Genomic DNA, 16,465 nt, shown 5'->3' on the forward strand with positions numbered 1-16,465 from the left:
GTCCTTAACGCAGTTTCAACGTGGCTAGACCGATCAACACCAGAATCACGGTGATGATCCAGAAGCGCACTATGACGCGCGGCTCCGGCCAGCCTTTGAGTTCAAAGTGGTGATGAATCGGCGCCATGCGGAACACCCGCTTGCCGGTCAACTTGAAGGAGGCGACCTGGATCACCACCGACAGGGTTTCCATCACGAACACCCCGCCCATGATGAACAGCACAATTTCCTGACGGACGATCACCGCGATGGTGCCCAGCGCGGCGCCAAGGGCCAAGGCGCCGACGTCGCCCATGAAGACTTGGGCCGGGTAGGTGTTGAACCAGAGGAAACCAAGGCCGGCACCGACCAGCGCGGCGCAGAACACGATCAGCTCGCCAGAGCCCGGCACGTAGGGAATCAACAGGTATTCGGCGAACTTCACGTTACCCGACAGGTAGCAGAAGATCCCCAGCGCGCCGCCGACCATCACCGTGGGCATGATGGCCAGGCCGTCGAGACCGTCGGTCAGGTTGACCGCGTTGCTCGAGCCGACGATGACGAAGTAGGTCAGGACGACGAAGCCGATGCCCAGCGGGATGCTGACATCCTTCAGCACCGGCAGGATCAGCGTGGTTTCCACCGCGCTCGGCGCAGTCATATAAAGGAAGAGCGCCGCGCCCAGACCGAACACCGACTGCCAAAAGTATTTCCAGCGGCTGGGCAGACCTTTCGAGTTCTTTTCGATCACCTTGCGGTAATCGTCGACCCAGCCGATGCCACCGAACAGCAGCGTGACGATCAGCACGACCCAGACATAGCGATTGGACAGATCCGCCCAGAGCAGAGTGCTGATGGCGATGGCCGAGAGAATCAGCGCGCCGCCCATGGTCGGCGTACCGGATTTCGACAGGTGCGATTGCGGGCCGTCGTTGCGCACCGACTGACCGATCTGGCGAATCTGCAGGGTGCGAATCATCCACGGGCCCAGCCACAGCGACAGTGCCAGCGCGGTGAGCACGCCCAAGATCCCACGCAGGGTCAGGTATTGGAAGACCGCGAAGCCCTTGTAGAACTGTTGCAGATACTCCGCCAGCAGCAGCAGCATTTAGTGACTCCCCTCGCTGGTACCGCACAAGGCCGCGACGACTTTTTCCATCGCCGCGCTGCGCGAACCCTTAATTAGAATGGTGGTGTTGCCCTGTTCGGCGCCCAGGGCTGCGATCAGGCTGGCCTGGTCGGCAAAGTGCCGACCGGCGGCGCCGAACGCCGCGACGGCATGCGCCATCAGCGGGCCCACGGCGTACAGGGCGTCGACCTTGCCGGCGGCATAGGCGCCAACGTCGCGATGCCCCTGCTCGGCCCACTCACCCAGCTCGCCGATATCCCCGAGGACCAGAACGGTGCGCCCGGAAAAGCCGGCGAGTATATCAACGGCCGCACACATGGAGGTCGGGTTGGCGTTGTAGCTGTCATCGATGACGCGCACGCCATTCGTCGCCAGCTGCGCTACGGCGCGGCCTTTGACCGGTTGCACGCTTTCCAGCCCGGTGACGATACCGACCAGCGGCACGCCCAGGGCGAAAGCCGCGGCGGCGGCGGCCAGCGCATTGGCGACGTTATGAGCGCCAAGCAGATTGAGTTGAATCCGCGCGCTACCGGCTGGGCTATGCAGGCTAAACGCCTGGCAACCGCGGGCGTCGCGGCTCAGCTCGCCGGCACGGAAATCCGCCTTGAGGTTATCCAGCGCGAAACTCAGCACCTTGCGAGCCTTGGCGCGCAACTGCCAGGTCACGAAGGCTTTGTCGTCCAGATTGAGGACCGCGACCCCTGCTGCAGAAAGCCCCTCGAGGATCTCGCCCTTGGCCTGGACGATCTTCTCCGGCCCACCGAACTCGCCGACATGGGCGGTACCGGCATTGGTAATGATGGCCACTTGCGGCCGAGCCAGGTTGACGGTGTAGGCAATCTCGCCGATGCGCGAAGCCCCCAGTTCAATCACTGCGCCGACATGCTCCGGCGCCAATTCCAGCAAGGTCAGTGGCACGCCAAGGTCGTTGTTCAGGTTGCCACGGGTCGCCAGTACCGGACCACCGTGCCCGGCGATGCCCGCACGCAGGATACTGGCGAGCATTTCCTTGACCGTAGTTTTGCCGCTGGAACCGGTGATTGCGGCCAGCGGGCCGAGGTAGGCCTGGCGATTCAAGGCGGCGAGTTGCCCCAGCGCCTGACGGCTGTCGTGCACGACCAGTTGCGGCAACGGCGCACCGGCAACTTCACGCTCGACCAGCGCCGCCACGGCGCCTTTTTCCGCCACTTCATGCAAATAGGAGTGGCCGTCGAAACGCGGGCCGCTCAAGGCGATAAACAGCTGACCCGGTTGAATCGCGCGGCTATCGGTGCTCACCGCATTGAATGCTGTGTCCGCGCCAACCAGACGCCCCATCAAGGGCGCAACGATTTCACTCAAACGCAGGGCCTTAAGCATGCGCCACCTCCCATGCAGCCAAGGCCTTGCCGGCCTCGTCCAGATCGGAGAACGGCTGCCGCTCACCCTTGATCTCTTGATAGTCCTCATGCCCCTTGCCGGCCAGGACTACTACGTCCGCAGCCTCGGCACTGGCGATCAACTGGGCGATGGCCTGACCGCGACCGTAGACGAAGCGAGCCTGTTCCGGCGCCGTCAGGCCCGCACGGATATCGGCGAAGATCTGCTCCGGGGCTTCACCGCGCGGGTTGTCATCGGTGACCAACACGCCATCGGCCAAACGTTCGACCACCTCAGCCATCAGTGGACGCTTGCCGCGGTCACGGTCGCCGCCGCAGCCGAACAGGCAGAGCAGACGGCCCTGGGTATGTGGGCGCAAGGCTTCGAGGACTTTTTCCAGCGCATCAGGGGTGTGCGCGTAATCGACCACGACCAACGGCTGCTTGCCGCCACCCAGGCGCTGCATACGCCCAGCCGGGCCTTGCAGCTCTGGCAGGACTTTGAGAATTTCGTCCAGCGGGTACTCCATCCCGAGCAAGGCGCCGACCACCGCCAGCAGGTTGCTCAAGTTGAAACGCCCGAGCAGCGGGCTGCGCAGGCTGCCCTCACCTTTCGGCGTGACCAGCTTGGCGCGTACGCCGTGATCGTCGAACTGCGCTTCGCTGCAATACAGGTAAGCGCTGGGGTCTTCCAGGCTGTAGGTGATCAACCGGGACTCCTGCACCGCGGCAGCCAGTTGGCGGCCAAAGGCATCATCCAGATTCAGCACCCGGCAACGCAGACCTGGCCAGCTGAATAGCTTGGCCTTGGCCGCACCATAGGCCGCCATCGAACCGTGGTAATCCAGGTGGTCGCGCGACAGGTTGGTGAACACCGCCACATCGAACGCCAGGGCAGCGACGCGGCCTTGCTCCAGGCCGTGGGAGGACACCTCCATCGCCACCGCTCGGGCGCCGGCCTGTTTCAGGTTGGCCAGCACCGCCTGCACGCCTATCGGGTCCGGCGTGGTATGGCGACCCTGTTCCAGGGCATTGTGAAAGCCCGTCCCGAGGGTACCGACAATCCCGCAGCGCTCGCCGAAGTGATCCAGCGCCTGGGCGAGCAACTGGCTGACACTGGTCTTGCCGTTGGTGCCGGTCACGCCGACCAGATGCAAGGCGCGGCTCGGCTCACCGTAGAAACGCCCGGCAATGGCTGACAACTGCCCCGCCAGGTTCTTCAATGGAATCAACTGCGCACTGCTGGCCGTCATCACCGCTGCGCCTTCGGCTTCATAGGCCACGGCAGCGGCACCACGCGCGATGGCGTCGCTGATATGCACACGGCCATCCTGCTGGCCGCCCGGCACGGCGAGGAACAGATCGCCCGGACGCACCTTGCGGCTATCCAGGGTCAATTCGCGGATCAGCACCGAGCTTTCCGCCTCGGGCAACAACTGATTGAGCGGCATGGGCATCAGATCCGCCCTCCTTTACCAGCGCTTGCCACAGCCGTCTGAGGTACGACTGGCGGCGGCAAATTATCGGGAACGACGTTCATCAGGCGCAGGGCGCCGGCCATGACTTTGGCAAACACCGGCGCGGCGACCAGACCGCCGTAGTAACCGACTTTACTCGGCTCGTCGATCACCACCACCATGGCAATCTGCGGGTTGGAGATCGGCGCCAAGCCGGCGAAAACCGAGCGGTATTGGTTAGGCGCATAGCCGCCGCCCGGCAAGGTTTTGTGCACTGTGCCGGTCTTGCCGCCGACCTGATAGCCAGGAACCCGCGCGCGCGAAGCCGTACCGCCGTCTTCGTCGACCACGGTACGCAGCATTTGCAGCACTTCGCGGCTGATGGCCTGGTCAATCACCTGCACCGGTTGCGGCGCGCGGTCTTGACGGATCAGCGACAGTGGAATGCTGCCACCATAGTTACCGAGCACGGTGTAGGCATGTGCCAACTGCCCGGCAGTCACGGACAGGCCATAGCCGAAGGCCATGATCGAGGTTTCCAGTGGCTTCCAGACGCGGAAGTTCGGCAGGTTACCGACCCGCTCACCGGGAAAGCCGAGGCCCGTGTCCTGCCCCAGGCCGACCTGCTGCAAGATCGCGTAAAGATTTTCGCCACCGACATCCAGGGCGATTCGCGCGACCCCGACGTTGCTGGACTTCTTGATCACCCCAGTGACATCCAGCACACCGTAGTTATGCGTGTCGCGAATGGTTTTGCGGCCGACCTGCATATAGCCCGGGCGGGTATCCATCACCGTATCCGGCCGGTATTTACCCGAGGCCAGGCCCATCGCCACGGTAAACGGCTTGACCGTCGAACCGGGCTCGAACACATCGATCAGCGCCCGATTACGCATCGCCGCCGGTTGCAGGTTGCGGCGGTTATTCGGGTTGTAAGCCGGCTGATTCACCATAGCCAACACTTCGCCGGTCTTCACATCGACCATCACCAAGCTGGCAGCCTTGGAGCCGAACTCGATCATGGCGTTGCGCAGTTCACGGTGCGCCAGATACTGCAAACGCAGGTCAATCGACAACGCCAGCGCCTTGCCCGCCTTGGCGTTCTGCGTGACCTGCACATCCTTGATCAGCCGGCCGCGACGGTCTTTCAACACCTGCCGCTTACCCGGCACACCCGCCAGCCAGTCTTCGAAAGCCAGCTCGACGCCTTCTCGGCCCTTGTCATCCACATCGGTAAAGCCCACCACATGCGCGGCAACTTCACCGGCCGGGTAGAAACGGCGGAACTCTTCGATGGCGTAGACACCCGGCACCTTGAGGTCGAGCACGACCTGACCTTGCTCGGGCGTCAAGCCGCGCACCAGATACATGAACTCGCGCCCAGCGTTCTGCTCCAGACGCTGAGCTAAGGCTTTCGACTCCTGGCCAAGCGCCGCCGCCAAGGCCGGCCAACGATCACGCGCGACTTGCAGCTCTTTACCATTTGCCCACAGGGTGGTGACCGGAGTGCTGACCGCCAGAGGCTCGCCGTTGCGATCGGTAATCAAGCCGCGGTGCGCCGGAATCGGCACATGCCGCACGCTACGCGCATCACCCTGCCCCTTAAGAAAGTCATGGTCGACCACATGCAGATCAATGATCCGCCAGGCAATGGCACCCACCATCACCGCGAGCAAGGCCAGCACCACGCGAAACCGCCAGGGATAAAGTGCGCCTTCGAGCTTCATCATGGCGCCACCATGCGCACTTCGGCCGGCTCAGGAATGCGCATTTTCAGCTGCTCACTGGCCAGGGTCTCGATGCGGCTATGCGCAGTCCAGGTACTTTGCTCGAGAATCAGGCGGCCCCACTCGGCCTGCGCCTTATCACGCACGCTGAGCTCGGCATAGAGCGCATTGAGCAGCTGGCGATTCCAGTGCGCGCTGTAGGACACGGCAATCGCCGAAACCAACACGCCGACAAACAGCGCCAGCATCAGCAGGCTGCCGCCCGGCAAGGGCTTGGCGAAGGCGCGACTCACCGCAGCTTCTCCGCCACACGCATGACCGCACTGCGCGCACGCGGGTTGGCCTTCAACTCGGCCTCAGATGCGAATTGTGGCTTGCCAAGCACCTTGATCCGCGGCTCGAAGGCAGCGAAACGAACCGGCAGATCACGCGGCAGATTGTCCGCCTCGCCTTTAACATGACGCCGCATAAACAGCTTAACGATGCGGTCTTCCAGCGAGTGGAAGCTGATCACCACCAGCCGCCCACCGACCTCCAGAGCCTCCAACGCGGCATCCAGGCCACGCTCAAGGTCGCCCAACTCGTTATTCACATGAATGCGCAGGCCCTGAAACGCACGGGTCGCCGGGTTTTTGCCCTTTTCCCAAGCCGGATTAGCGACCTTGAGCACCTCGGCCAGGTCGGCCGTGCGCTCGAAACGCTGAACTTCCCGACGCTCCACGACGGCGCGAGCCATGCGCTTGGCAAAACGCTCTTCGCCATATTCCTTGAACACCCGGGCAATCTCTTCCGCGGAAGCGCTGGCGATAAAGTCAGCCGCACTAATGCCGCGAGTCGGATCCATGCGCATATCCAGCGGGCCGTCATTGAGGAAGCTAAAGCCACGCTCGGCATCATCCAACTGCGGCGAAGAAACCCCCAAATCCAGCAGCACCCCTGCCACCCGACCGGTCATATTACGCGCCGCGACTTCCTCGCCCAGCTCGGCAAAACTGCGCTGCACAACGACAAAGCGGCCGTCTTCGGCCGCCAGCGTTTCCCCAGTCGTGATCGCCTGCGGATCTTTATCAAAACCGAGCAGGCGCCCATCCGGGCCGAGCTTTTCGAGGATCAAGCGGCTATGCCCGCCGCGCCCGAAGGTGCCGTCCAGGTAGCAGCCATCCGCGCGCACGGCCAGAGCCTCAACGGCTTCGTTAAGCAGTACGGTGATGTGCTGAAAGCCGCTAGTCATAGTCACAGGATCAAATCACGCAGTTCGTCCGGCAGACCGCCGGGTTGTTTAATGGCCGCCAGGTCCGCATCAGCAACAGCGTTCCAGGCGTCCTCGTCCCACAATTGGAATTTATTCAGCTGGCCCACCAGCATCACGTGCTTGTCCAACTTGGCGTACTCACGCAAGCGCGGCGGCACCAGGAAGCGACCACTGCCGTCCAACTCCAGATCCACGGCATTGCCGATCAGCAGGCGTTGCAGGCGACGGGTTTCTTCACGCAGAGAGGGCAGTTCACGGAGCTTGGCTTCAATCAGCTCCCACTCGGGCAGCGGGTAAACGCACAGACAAGGATCGATAGCATCGATGGTGACGATGAGCTGACCATTCGAACGCGAAACGAGCTCGTCCCGATACCGACTTGGCATCGCGAGCCGCCCTTTGGCGTCGAGAGATATGGCGTTAGCTCCGCGAAACAAGGTTGCGCTCCCCCACTTTGATCGGCTGTCCATGCCTAAAAAACCCACTTCATGCCACTTCATACCACTTACACACACTATAGGAATGCGGCCACCCCACCGTCAAGGCGCGCCAAGAGGGAAAAATCCTTATAGGACGGCAATTTAGCGAACTCAGAAGGGGGTTTAGCGAGGCTTTGCGAGGTCTTTTTTAAGACAAAACTCAACGGACTCAGGGAGCTGAACTTCAAACTTAAAGTAGTTTGTTAAGAGTAAGATTTTTTCGGCATTAGAAATGCGATGCGGGAGGTGAGGCGGATAGAAAAAAGGTGGAGAGTCGATCTGTAAGCCGGGTTCTGTCGAGGACAGTCATTCCTCTACGACGGCCATCACTGGACGCCTTTAGCAACCTACCCGGATCCAGCGCGGGCCACGCCAATGGATCCCTATTTGGTCTTGCTCCGAGTGGGGTTTACCTAGCCACGCACTGTTGCCAGACGTGCGGTGCGCTCTTACCGCACCTTTTCACCCTTACCGGCGCCGAAGCGCTTAGGCGGTTATTTTCTGTGGCACTTTCCGTAGGCTCACGCCTCCCAGGCGTTACCTGGCACTCCGCCCTATGGAGCCCGGACTTTCCTCCCTTCCACTTCGCGCAGCGCCCAATAAAGAACGCGGAACGAAATGGAACAGCGACTGTCCGATCGACTCTCCGCCGCCAAGGGTAGCGATACGCGCGCGCGAGAACAAGCCCAAGCGTCTTTTGAGAAGCAAATCACATTTCCATATTGCGAAAACCCGAACCTAGCCGGAGGCTTTTTGCCGCTCCAGCGCCACCTGATAGAGCAGATTCTTGCGCACCCCGGTGATCTCCGCCGCCAGCGCCGCCGCACGCTTCAGCGGCATCTCCTGGAGCAATAGATCGAGCACTCGCAAGGACTCCGCACTCAAGGCCTCATCGCCTTCCGGTGCCTGCCAGCCCGCCACCAGCACCACGCACTCGCCACGCTGCTGATTGCTGTCGGCCTCGACCCAGGCGCGCAACTCTGCCAACGGCAGGCCCTTCAAGGTCTCGAAGGTCTTGGTCAGTTCGCGCGCCAACACGGCCATGCGCTCCCCCCCAAAGACCGCCTGCAGATCTTCCAGGCACTCCAATATTCGATGCGGCGCCTCGTAGAAAATCAGCGTGCGCGGCTCCTCTTTTACCAACTCGAGCCGGGCGCGGCGCCCCACCGCCTTTGCCGGTAAAAAACCTTCGAAGATAAAACGATCCGATGGCAAACCTGCCGCCGACAGTGCGGCGATGAGCGCACAAGGGCCAGGCACTGGCACGACGGCAATGCCTGCCGCCCGCACCTGGCGAACTAGGTGGTAGCCAGGATCGGAAATCAGCGGCGTACCGGCATCGGAAATCAGCGCGACATCCTCACCCGCCTGCAAGCGAGCCAGGAAGCGCCCACCTTCGTCGCGCTCGTTATGTTCATGACAGGCCGCCAGCGGCGTGGCAATGCCGAAATGCTGGAGCAAACGAATCGAGTGACGCGTGTCCTCGGCGGCAATCAGCGCCACGCCACGCAGCACCTTGAGCGCCCGCGCACTGATGTCATCCAGATTGCCGATGGGCGTGGCCACCACATAAAGCGTGCCGGCAGCGGAATTCAGAGCACCTGGAGCGGTCACAACGCACACCTCATGAATCACATAAAGCGCGCATTGTAGCCCGATTCACACCATCAACATCGCGCCCCCGGCGGGGCTTGGGTACAATTCGCCATTCATTTGATCAAGTATCAGGAACGCTTACATGATCGCCTGCCTGCGACCGCTCTCCGCCCTCTGCCTCGCCGGCCTGCTGGCTGCCTGTGCCAGCTCGCCCTCGTCCAGTCTTGGCGAACTGCCACGCCCCCCTGAAGCCAGTATTGAGCAGTTGCTGCAGCAGGCCACTGAAAGCCAGCCAGAGGAAGCCGCTCTGCTACGCTTAGCCGCTGCCGACCTGGCCTATAACCAGAAGGATCTGGGGCGCGCCGCCCGCATCCTTGAGCAGGTGCCATTGGATAGCTTGAAACCTGCCCAGCAGATTTTCGCCAACACCTTGGCCGCCGAACTGGCACTCGCACGCAACAAACCAAAATCCGCACTGCAAGCACTTGACCATCCAAGCCTGGGCCGCCTGAGCGAGCTACCCGTGGAACAGCAGGCGCGCACCCAACTGGTGCGTGCCCGCGCCCTTGAGGCCGATGGCCAGACGCTGGCGGCAACTCGTGAACGGATCTATATCGCACCGCTGCTCAGCGGCGAAGCCGCCAATGCCAACCATGAAGCCATCTGGGTGCTGGTCGCAGCACTGCCGCCCGAGCAACTGCAAGACAGCGGCGATGCCGACCTGACTGGCTGGTTGCAACTGGCGCAAATCTCGAAAAGCGCCGGCACCCTCGAACAACAGCAGGCCGCCATAGACACCTGGCGCCAACAAAATCCGCAGCACCCAGCCGCCCAACAACTGCCGCTCCCATTGAGCAAACTTAAAGAGCTGGCCAGCCAACCGCTGACCAAGATCGCCCTGCTGTTGCCGCAGGAAGGCCAACTGGCCTCGGTCGCTCGCGCCCTCCGCGACGGCTTCCTCGCCGCCCACTACCAAGCCCAGCAAGCCGGCCAAAACCCTCCCGCCATCGAACTGTACGACAGCTCGCAGCTGACTTCGCTGGATGACTTCTACCGTCAAGCCCAAGCCGACGGCGTACAACTGGTGGTCGGCCCGCTGGAGAAGCCACTGGTCAAACAGCTCAGCGAGCGCGAGCAACTGCCAATGACCACCCTCGCCCTCAACTACAGCGAAGCCGGCCAGGAAGGCCCAGCGCAATTGTTCCAGTTCGGTCTCGCGGCCGAAGACGAGGCCCGCGAAGCAGCCCGCCGCGCCTGGACCGACGGCATGCGCCGCGCCGTGGCGCTGGTGCCACGCGGCGAATGGGGCGACCGCGTACTCGGCGCCTTCCGCCAAAGCTGGCAAGCCGCCGGTGGCAGCCTGATCGCCGCGGAGCACGTCGACCAGCCCGTCGAACTGGCCCAGCAGATCGCCGATCTGTTCCAGCTGCGCCAGAGCGAAGCCCGCGCCAAACGCCTGCAAAGCACTCTCGGCGTAGCGATTGCCGCGCAACCGGCACGCCGTCAAGACGTCGATTTCATTTTCCTCGCCGCCACGCCGCAGCAAGCGCAGCAGATCAAACCGACTCTGGCCTTCCAATACGCCGGCGATGTCCCGGTCTACGCCACCTCTCACCTGTTTACCGGCGGCAGCAATCCGACTCAGTACCTCGACCTCAACGGCATCCGCTTTTGTGAAACGCCCTGGCTACTCGACGCCAATGATCCGCTGCGGCAACAAGTCAGCACTCAATGGCCCCAGGCGGCCGGCAGCCTGGGTAGGCTCTATGCCATGGGCGTCGACGCCTATCGCCTGGCACCGCGTCTGAGCCAGCTCAAAGCCCTGCCAGACAGTCGTGTCGACGGCCTCTCCGGCAGCCTCAGCCTGAACCCGACACAACGCATCGAACGCCAGCTCCCTTGGGCCGAGTTCCGCGACGGCCAGGTCCAGCGCCTCCCCGACAGCCTCAATTGATCGATAACAGCAGTCGTCAAACCAGCGGCCGGGCGGCCGAAGTCCTGGCCCGCCAGCACCTGGAGCAACACGGACTGCGCCTGCTGGCGCAGAATTGGCTGTGCCGGCGCGGCGAGCTCGATCTGGTCATGCTCGACGGCGATACAGTAGTATTCGTCGAAGTCCGCTACCGGCGGCATGCCGCCTGGGGCGGCGCACTGGAGAGCGTCGATGCGCGCAAGCGCGGGAAACTCGCCGCCGCCGCCGCACACTTTCTGCAACAAGAGTCGCGCTGGGCTAAACATCCCTGCCGTTTTGATGTCGTAGCCATCGGTGCCGACGGCAACCCAGCGGCACGACTGAACTGGATCCAGAACGCCTTTGACACCTGAGCAAGCCCAGCGCAATTCAGCCTGACACGATAAGAGAACTGCAGGCCCGGTCAGCACAGACGCCCCATGCGTCCCAGCTGCCTGGGCCGCGCAGAGCAAAACCCGAACTCAGCTTCGGCGACACCACAGACCCCGGTCTGCGCTTGCCGAGCGATACACCCTTGCAGCCGGTGGCCTCGGATACAAGCCTGAAGCCACCTGATCAGCCGCCACACTGAAGGTCATATCTGATGGACATGCAATCCCGTATCCGCCAGCTTTTCCAGGCCAGTATCGATACCAAACAGCACGCCATGGAAGTGCTAGTGCCATTCATTGAGCAAGGCAGCCTGGCGATGGTCCACGCCCTGCTCAACGAGGGCAAGATCCTTTCCTGCGGCAACGGCGGCTCGGCCGGCGACGCCCAACACTTCTCCTCCGAACTGCTCAATCGCTTTGAGCGCGAGCGCCCGAGCCTGCCGGCGATAGCCCTGACCACCGACAGCTCGACCATCACCTCGATCGCCAACGACTACAGCTACAACGAAGTGTTCTCCAAGCAAATCCGCGCCCTCGGTCAGCCGGGCGATGTACTGCTGGCGATCTCCACCAGCGGCAACTCGGCCAACGTGATCCAGGCCATCCAGGCGGCCCACGACCGCGAGATGGTCGTGGTCGCCCTCACCGGCCGCGACGGTGGCGGCATGGCCTCGCTGCTGCTACCAGAAGACGTGGAAATCCGCGTACCGTCGAAAGTCACCGCACGTATTCAAGAAGTCCACCTGCTGGCCATTCACTGCCTGTGCGACCTGATTGATAGCCAACTGTTTGGGAGTGAAGAATGACCCGTTCCCCGCTGATCCTAATCGCCCTGGCATTGAGCCTCGCCCTCGGCGGCTGCGGTAGCCGCAGCGTCGGCAACAAGATCGACGACCAATTCGTCGGCCCGAATGTCAGCAACAGCATTTCCCGCGCCCACGCCGATCTCAGCAGCCCGACCTCGCACATAGTGGTCAGCAGCTATAACGGCATCATCCTGCTCGCCGGCCAGACGCCGCGCAGCGAGCTGAAGGAGCGCGCCGAACAGGCCGCACGCGCGGTACAAGGCGTGCGCAAGGTGCACAATGAGCTGCAGGTTCTGCCACCGACGTCGGTTCTAGCGCGCAGCAACGACAGCCTGCTGACCACCAAGATCAAGGCGCAGATGCTCGCCGACAACGCCGTGCCCAGCTCACGTATCAAGGTGATCACCGAAAATGGCATCGTCTACCTGCTCGGCCTGGTGACCCGCATGGAAGCCGCCAGTGCCACCAGCGTGGTGCAGAGCGTGTCTGGCGTGCAGAAGGTCGTGAAACTGTTCGAGTACACCAACTGAGCAACCCGCAAGCCGCAAAAAGGCGATCCACTGGATCGCCTTTTTTATTTCACTTGACCACTTTCAGACTGGGTCGCCCACTCGGTCTGGGCGGCTCGCCACCGGACGGCCCCTCATCGTCCGGCCCGGAGTCAGGTTCTTCATCCACCACCGGCGGCTCCAGGTCGAAGACCATGCCTTGGCCGTTTTCGCGAGCATAGATCGCCAGCACAGCCGCTGCGGGGATATACAAGGTATGCGCCACCCCCCCGAAACGCCCCTCGAAGCTCACCGCTTCGTTATCCATATGCAGATGGCGCACGGCACCCGGCGAGACGTTCAGCACTATCTGGCCGTCGCTGGCAAAGCCCTGCGGCACCTGCACGTTGGGATACTCGGCATTGACCAACAGATGCGGTGTGCAATCGTTATCAACAATCCATTCGTAAAGCGCACGAATCAGATAAGGACGACTGGAGTTCATCGAAAGCTCCTTCAGCTTCAGCTTTAGCGCATATCGCGCTCGGCGCCAGACAGACTGACCTGGAAGGCCTCGCGGGCAAACTGACGCTCCATGTAATCCAGCAGCGGTTTGGCCGGCTTCGGCAACTCGATTCCTAGTTTCGGCAAGCGCCAGAGGATCGGCAACAGGCAGCAATCCACCAAACTCAGCTCATCGCTGAGAAAGTATGCCTTGTCGGCGAACAGCGGCGAAACACCCGTCAGGCTTTCACGCAGCTCCTTGCGCGCCTGAACGCGGGCCGGCTCTTTGCTGCGCGGATCGAGAATCAGGTCCACCAGCGCACACCAGTCACGCTGGATACGATGAATCAGCAGCCGGCTATTGGCTCGCGCCACCGGATAGACCGGCAACAGGGGTGGGTGCGGATAGCGTTCGTCCAGATATTCCATCACCACAGTCGATTCATACAACGCCAGATCACGATCGACCAGAGTTGGTACGCTGCCGTAGGGGTTCACCTCTATCAGCTTGGGCGGTGTGCGGCCCTGCTCGACATTGATGATCTCGGCGCTTACACCCTTCTCGGCGAGCACGATACGTACGCGATGGGAATAGTGGTCGGCGGGGTCGGAGTAACAGGCCAACCGGTTGGTCACGCCCATGGCGGTCCTCCTCGCTTGTTAAAGTTATCAGAAGCAGAAAGACGTGCGCGCCCAAAGCGGGCGCGCACGTCAACAGCGGAAATACAGCTTATTAATGCACGTCCTTCCAGAATTCGCGCTTGAGCAGGTAGGCAAACACGAAGAAGAAGGCCAGATAGAGCAGCACATAGGTACCAATGCGCTGGCTTTGCAGCTTCACCGGATTGGCCGAGTATTCCAAGAAGGTCACCAGATTCTTGACCTTCTCGTCGAACTCGGCCTCGTTCAACTTGCCGGTTTTCGGCACGATGGTCAGCTGATCACAGGCTTCATGAGTCAGCGGCGTCCCGGTCAAGGGGTCGTACTGCTTCTTGCCTTCGTCGACCACTTGCACTTGCTTGCAACCCACGACCTGGCGCCCTTGCAGGCCAACCAGCACGTTGGGCATGCCCACGTTGGGGAACACCTTGTTGTTCACACCCCAGGGACGCGCCGGGTCTTCATAGAAGTTGCGCAGATAAGTGTACAGCCAGTCGGTACCACGCACACGAGCCACCAGGGTCAGGTCGGGCGGCGCAGCGCCGAACCAGCTCTTGGCATCGGCCGGCTGCATGCCGATCTTCATCAGGTCGCCGATCTTGGCACCGGTGAACACCAGGTTGCTCAGCATCAGCTCGTGCGGAATCCCCAGATCATCGGCGACCCGCTCGTAACGCTGAAACTTGGCGCTATGGCAACCCATGCAGTAGTTGGCGAAAGTCCGCGCACCATCCTGCAGGGCAGCCTTATCGGTCAGGTCGATATCGACCTCATCCAGCGCGTGACCACCACCAGTACTGGCAAAGGCAATAGCCGGCAATACAGCGAAAATCAGTGCAGCAAATAGCTTTTTCATCAGCCAGTCACCCTTTCCGGAACCGGTTTGGTCTTCTCAAGCTTGGTGTAGAACGGCATCAGGATGAAGTACGCGAAGTACAGGAACGTACACACCTGCGACAACAGCGTCCGCTCCGGAGTCGGCGCCAGAACACCCAGCACACCGAGAATCACGAAGGAAACACAGAACACCAGCAACCAGATCTTGCTCAGCCAGCCCTTGTAGCGCATGGACTTGACCGGACTACGGTCGAGCCACGGCAGCACGAACAGCACTGCGATAGCGGCGCCCATAGCGATTACACCCATCAGCTTGTCCGGAATCGCCCGCAGAATCGCGTAGAACGGCGTGAAGTACCAAACTGGCGCAATGTGCTCGGGGGTCTTGAAAGCGTTAGCCACTTCGAAGTTGGGCTTCTCGAGGAAATAACCACCCATTTCCGGGAAGAAGAACACGATCGCGCAGAAGATAAACAGGAACACCACCACGCCGACGATATCTTTCACGGTGTAGTACGGGTGGAACGCGATACCGTCCAGCGGCACACCGTTGGCATCCTTGTGCTTCTTGATATCCACACCATCGGGGTTGTTCGAACCCACTTCGTGCAACGCCAGGATGTGCAATACCACCAGGCCAAGCACCACGATCGGCAACGCGATCACATGCAGCGCAAAGAAACGGTTCAGCGTGATCCCCGAAATCAGGTAGTCACCACGGATCCACTGGGTCAGATCGTCACCGATCACCGGAATCGCACCGAACAGCGAGATGATCACCTGGGCACCCCAGTAGGACATCTGCCCCCAAGGCAGCAGGTAGCCCATGAAGGCCTCTGCCATCAATGCCAGGTAGATCAGCATGCCGAACACCCAGACCAACTCACGCGGCTTCTGGTAGGAGCCATAGAGCAGGCCGCGGAACATGTGCAGATACACCACGATGAAGAATGCCGAAGCACCGGTCGAGTGCAGCAGACGCAAGATCCAGCCATATTCCACATCACGCATGATGTATTCGACGGAGGCGAAGGCCTCTTCCGCCGAAGGGGTGTAACTCATCGTCAGCCAGATGCCAGTGACGATTTGGTTGACCAGCACCAACAGTGCCAGGGAACCAAAGAAGTAGAAAAAGTTGAAGTTCTTCGGTGCGTAGTACTTGCTGAGATGGTCTTCCCACATCTTGGTGGCGGGAAAGCGCGCATCAACCCACTCCATGAATTTGCTCATCAGGCTTTCTCCTGGTCCACACCGATGACAATGACATCGTCCGACTCATATGAGTGCGGCGGCACTGGCAGATTCAAGGGGGCGGGCTGCGACTTGTAGACGCGACCGGCGAGGTCGTAACGAGAACCGTGGCACGGGCAGAAATAACCACCCACCCATTCGGCACCGAGATCGACTGGCGCCACTTCCGGGCGGAAGGATGGGGAGCAACCCAAGTGCGTGCAGATACCGACCAGCACCAGAATTTCCGGCTTGATCGAGCGCACTTCAGGGTCCACGTAGGTGGGCTGAGTCGATGCTTTGGATTCCGGATCGGCCAGGGTCCCCTCGATCTTGACCAGGTTACCGAGGATTTCCTCGGTACGGCGCACGATAAACACCGGCTGACCACGCCACTCAGCAATCATCTGCTGGCCAGGCTCAATCTTGCCGACATTCACCTTCACCGCCGCCCCTGCGGCCTTGGCCTTGGCACTCGGGAACCATGACCCCACGAACGGGACCGCAGCACCCACCGCTCCAGCAGCACCCACCACGGAAGTGGCCGCTACCAGGAAGCGACGTCGGCCTGCATTCACGCCGTCATTGCTCATTCAGTCGTCTCCCATCAGCTTTGTGGC

The 16,465-nt window shown here is 61.6% G+C and carries 17 protein-coding genes and 1 other RNA gene; 4 read left to right on the forward strand and 14 right to left on the reverse strand.

Annotated elements, in window-relative coordinates; translation table 11 throughout:
• Positions 1-4 precede the first annotated feature (4 nt).
• From mraY to rsmI, 9 genes are all read right to left on the reverse strand, one after another.
• A complete protein-coding gene (gene mraY, locus FFS13_RS05605; RefSeq protein WP_137818125.1) occupies positions 5-1,087 on the reverse strand; it encodes a phospho-N-acetylmuramoyl-pentapeptide-transferase in 1,083 nt (360 codons plus the stop codon).
• Positions 1,088-2,467 (reverse strand): UDP-N-acetylmuramoyl-tripeptide--D-alanyl-D-alanine ligase, encoded by a 1,380-nt coding sequence (gene murF / locus FFS13_RS05610; protein WP_137818126.1) that lies wholly within the window; start codon positions 2,465-2,467, stop codon positions 1,088-1,090.
• Positions 2,460-3,923 (reverse strand): UDP-N-acetylmuramoyl-L-alanyl-D-glutamate--2,6-diaminopimelate ligase, encoded by a 1,464-nt coding sequence (locus FFS13_RS05615; protein ID WP_137818127.1) that lies wholly within the window; start codon positions 3,921-3,923, stop codon positions 2,460-2,462. Before FFS13_RS05615 ends, murF begins: the two co-directional genes overlap by 8 nt.
• Complete coding sequence (locus FFS13_RS05620) at positions 3,923-5,650, reverse strand: penicillin-binding protein 2 (RefSeq protein ID WP_137818300.1); 1,728 nt, start codon at positions 5,648-5,650, stop codon at positions 3,923-3,925. The genes FFS13_RS05615 and FFS13_RS05620 overlap by 1 nt, the downstream gene beginning before the upstream one ends.
• Positions 5,650-5,943 (reverse strand): cell division protein FtsL, encoded by a 294-nt coding sequence (gene ftsL / locus FFS13_RS05625; protein WP_137818128.1) that lies wholly within the window; start codon positions 5,941-5,943, stop codon positions 5,650-5,652. Before ftsL ends, FFS13_RS05620 begins: the two co-directional genes overlap by 1 nt.
• The gene (rsmH, locus tag FFS13_RS05630) at positions 5,940-6,881 is read right to left on the reverse strand and encodes a 16S rRNA (cytosine(1402)-N(4))-methyltransferase RsmH (protein ID WP_137818129.1); all 942 of its coding nucleotides are present in this window, start codon (positions 6,879-6,881) and stop codon (positions 5,940-5,942) included. The genes ftsL and rsmH overlap by 4 nt, the downstream gene beginning before the upstream one ends.
• 2 nt (positions 6,882-6,883) lie before the next feature.
• Entirely contained in the window at positions 6,884-7,339 is a 456-nt protein-coding gene (gene mraZ / locus FFS13_RS05635) for a division/cell wall cluster transcriptional repressor MraZ (RefSeq protein WP_137818301.1), read from the reverse strand.
• A gap of 308 nt (positions 7,340-7,647) precedes the next feature.
• Positions 7,648-8,027, reverse strand: an RNA gene (gene rnpB, locus FFS13_RS05640) — RNase P RNA component class A.
• A 92-nt stretch (positions 8,028-8,119) separates the two neighbouring features.
• The gene (rsmI, locus tag FFS13_RS05645) at positions 8,120-8,977 is read right to left on the reverse strand and encodes a 16S rRNA (cytidine(1402)-2'-O)-methyltransferase (RefSeq protein ID WP_171006434.1); all 858 of its coding nucleotides are present in this window, start codon (positions 8,975-8,977) and stop codon (positions 8,120-8,122) included.
• 142 nt (positions 8,978-9,119) lie between these two features.
• Between rsmI and FFS13_RS05650 the strand changes: the two genes are divergently transcribed.
• From FFS13_RS05650 to FFS13_RS05665, 4 genes are all read left to right on the forward strand, one after another.
• On the forward strand, positions 9,120-10,931 hold the full coding sequence (locus FFS13_RS05650) for a penicillin-binding protein activator (RefSeq protein WP_137818131.1): 1,812 nt from the start codon (positions 9,120-9,122) through the stop codon (positions 10,929-10,931).
• On the forward strand, positions 10,928-11,302 hold the full coding sequence (locus FFS13_RS05655; RefSeq protein ID WP_137818132.1) for a YraN family protein: 375 nt from the start codon (positions 10,928-10,930) through the stop codon (positions 11,300-11,302). Before FFS13_RS05650 ends, FFS13_RS05655 begins: the two co-directional genes overlap by 4 nt.
• Before the next feature lie 230 nt (positions 11,303-11,532).
• A complete protein-coding gene (locus tag FFS13_RS05660) occupies positions 11,533-12,126 on the forward strand; it encodes a phosphoheptose isomerase (protein WP_137818133.1) in 594 nt (197 codons plus the stop codon).
• Positions 12,123-12,656 (forward strand): BON domain-containing protein, encoded by a 534-nt coding sequence (locus FFS13_RS05665; RefSeq protein WP_137818134.1) that lies wholly within the window; start codon positions 12,123-12,125, stop codon positions 12,654-12,656. The genes FFS13_RS05660 and FFS13_RS05665 overlap by 4 nt, the downstream gene beginning before the upstream one ends.
• Before the next feature lie 49 nt (positions 12,657-12,705).
• On the opposite strand, the gene FFS13_RS05670 is transcribed toward FFS13_RS05665, so the two are convergent.
• From FFS13_RS05670 to petA, 5 genes are all read right to left on the reverse strand, one after another.
• Positions 12,706-13,119, reverse strand: coding sequence for a ClpXP protease specificity-enhancing factor (locus FFS13_RS05670; protein WP_137818135.1), 414 nt, complete (start codon positions 13,117-13,119; stop codon positions 12,706-12,708).
• Positions 13,120-13,142: 23 nt separating this feature from the next.
• Complete coding sequence (locus FFS13_RS05675; protein WP_137818136.1) at positions 13,143-13,760, reverse strand: glutathione S-transferase N-terminal domain-containing protein; 618 nt, start codon at positions 13,758-13,760, stop codon at positions 13,143-13,145.
• A gap of 91 nt (positions 13,761-13,851) precedes the next feature.
• Entirely contained in the window at positions 13,852-14,634 is a 783-nt protein-coding gene (locus tag FFS13_RS05680) for a cytochrome c1 (RefSeq protein WP_137818137.1), read from the reverse strand.
• The gene (locus tag FFS13_RS05685) at positions 14,634-15,845 is read right to left on the reverse strand and encodes a cytochrome bc complex cytochrome b subunit (RefSeq protein WP_137818138.1); all 1,212 of its coding nucleotides are present in this window, start codon (positions 15,843-15,845) and stop codon (positions 14,634-14,636) included. Before FFS13_RS05685 ends, FFS13_RS05680 begins: the two co-directional genes overlap by 1 nt.
• A complete protein-coding gene (gene petA, locus FFS13_RS05690; protein ID WP_137818139.1) occupies positions 15,845-16,438 on the reverse strand; it encodes a ubiquinol-cytochrome c reductase iron-sulfur subunit in 594 nt (197 codons plus the stop codon). The genes FFS13_RS05685 and petA overlap by 1 nt, the downstream gene beginning before the upstream one ends.
• Between the last annotated feature and the right edge of the window lie 27 nt (positions 16,439-16,465).

It is taken from the genome of Pseudomonas sp. 2FG (assembly GCF_005502935.1).
GTDB lineage: Bacteria > Pseudomonadota > Gammaproteobacteria > Pseudomonadales > Pseudomonadaceae > Aquipseudomonas.

Excerpts from the sequence above, each read along its gene's own strand:
- petA (WP_137818139.1), bottom strand. The coding sequence starts at position 16,438 with ATGAGCAATGACGGCGTGAATGCAGGCCGACGTCGCTTCCTGGTAGCG.
- rsmH (WP_137818129.1), bottom strand. The coding sequence starts at position 6,881 with ATGACTAGCGGCTTTCAGCACATCACCGTACTGCTTAACGAAGCCGTT.
- mraY (WP_137818125.1), bottom strand. The coding sequence starts at position 1,087 with ATGCTGCTGCTGCTGGCGGAGTATCTGCAACAGTTCTACAAGGGCTTC.
- FFS13_RS05670 (WP_137818135.1), bottom strand. The coding sequence starts at position 13,119 with ATGAACTCCAGTCGTCCTTATCTGATTCGTGCGCTTTACGAATGGATT.
- FFS13_RS05650 (WP_137818131.1), top strand. The coding sequence starts at position 9,120 with ATGATCGCCTGCCTGCGACCGCTCTCCGCCCTCTGCCTCGCCGGCCTG.
- FFS13_RS05620 (WP_137818300.1), bottom strand. The coding sequence starts at position 5,650 with ATGAAGCTCGAAGGCGCACTTTATCCCTGGCGGTTTCGCGTGGTGCTG.
- FFS13_RS05675 (WP_137818136.1), bottom strand. The coding sequence starts at position 13,760 with ATGGGCGTGACCAACCGGTTGGCCTGTTACTCCGACCCCGCCGACCAC.
- FFS13_RS05660 (WP_137818133.1), top strand. The coding sequence starts at position 11,533 with ATGGACATGCAATCCCGTATCCGCCAGCTTTTCCAGGCCAGTATCGAT.
- FFS13_RS05615 (WP_137818127.1), bottom strand. The coding sequence starts at position 3,923 with ATGCCCATGCCGCTCAATCAGTTGTTGCCCGAGGCGGAAAGCTCGGTG.
- FFS13_RS05685 (WP_137818138.1), bottom strand. The coding sequence starts at position 15,845 with ATGAGCAAATTCATGGAGTGGGTTGATGCGCGCTTTCCCGCCACCAAG.
- murF (WP_137818126.1), bottom strand. The coding sequence starts at position 2,467 with ATGCTTAAGGCCCTGCGTTTGAGTGAAATCGTTGCGCCCTTGATGGGG.
- FFS13_RS05680 (WP_137818137.1), bottom strand. The coding sequence starts at position 14,634 with ATGAAAAAGCTATTTGCTGCACTGATTTTCGCTGTATTGCCGGCTATT.
- FFS13_RS05665 (WP_137818134.1), top strand. The coding sequence starts at position 12,123 with ATGACCCGTTCCCCGCTGATCCTAATCGCCCTGGCATTGAGCCTCGCC.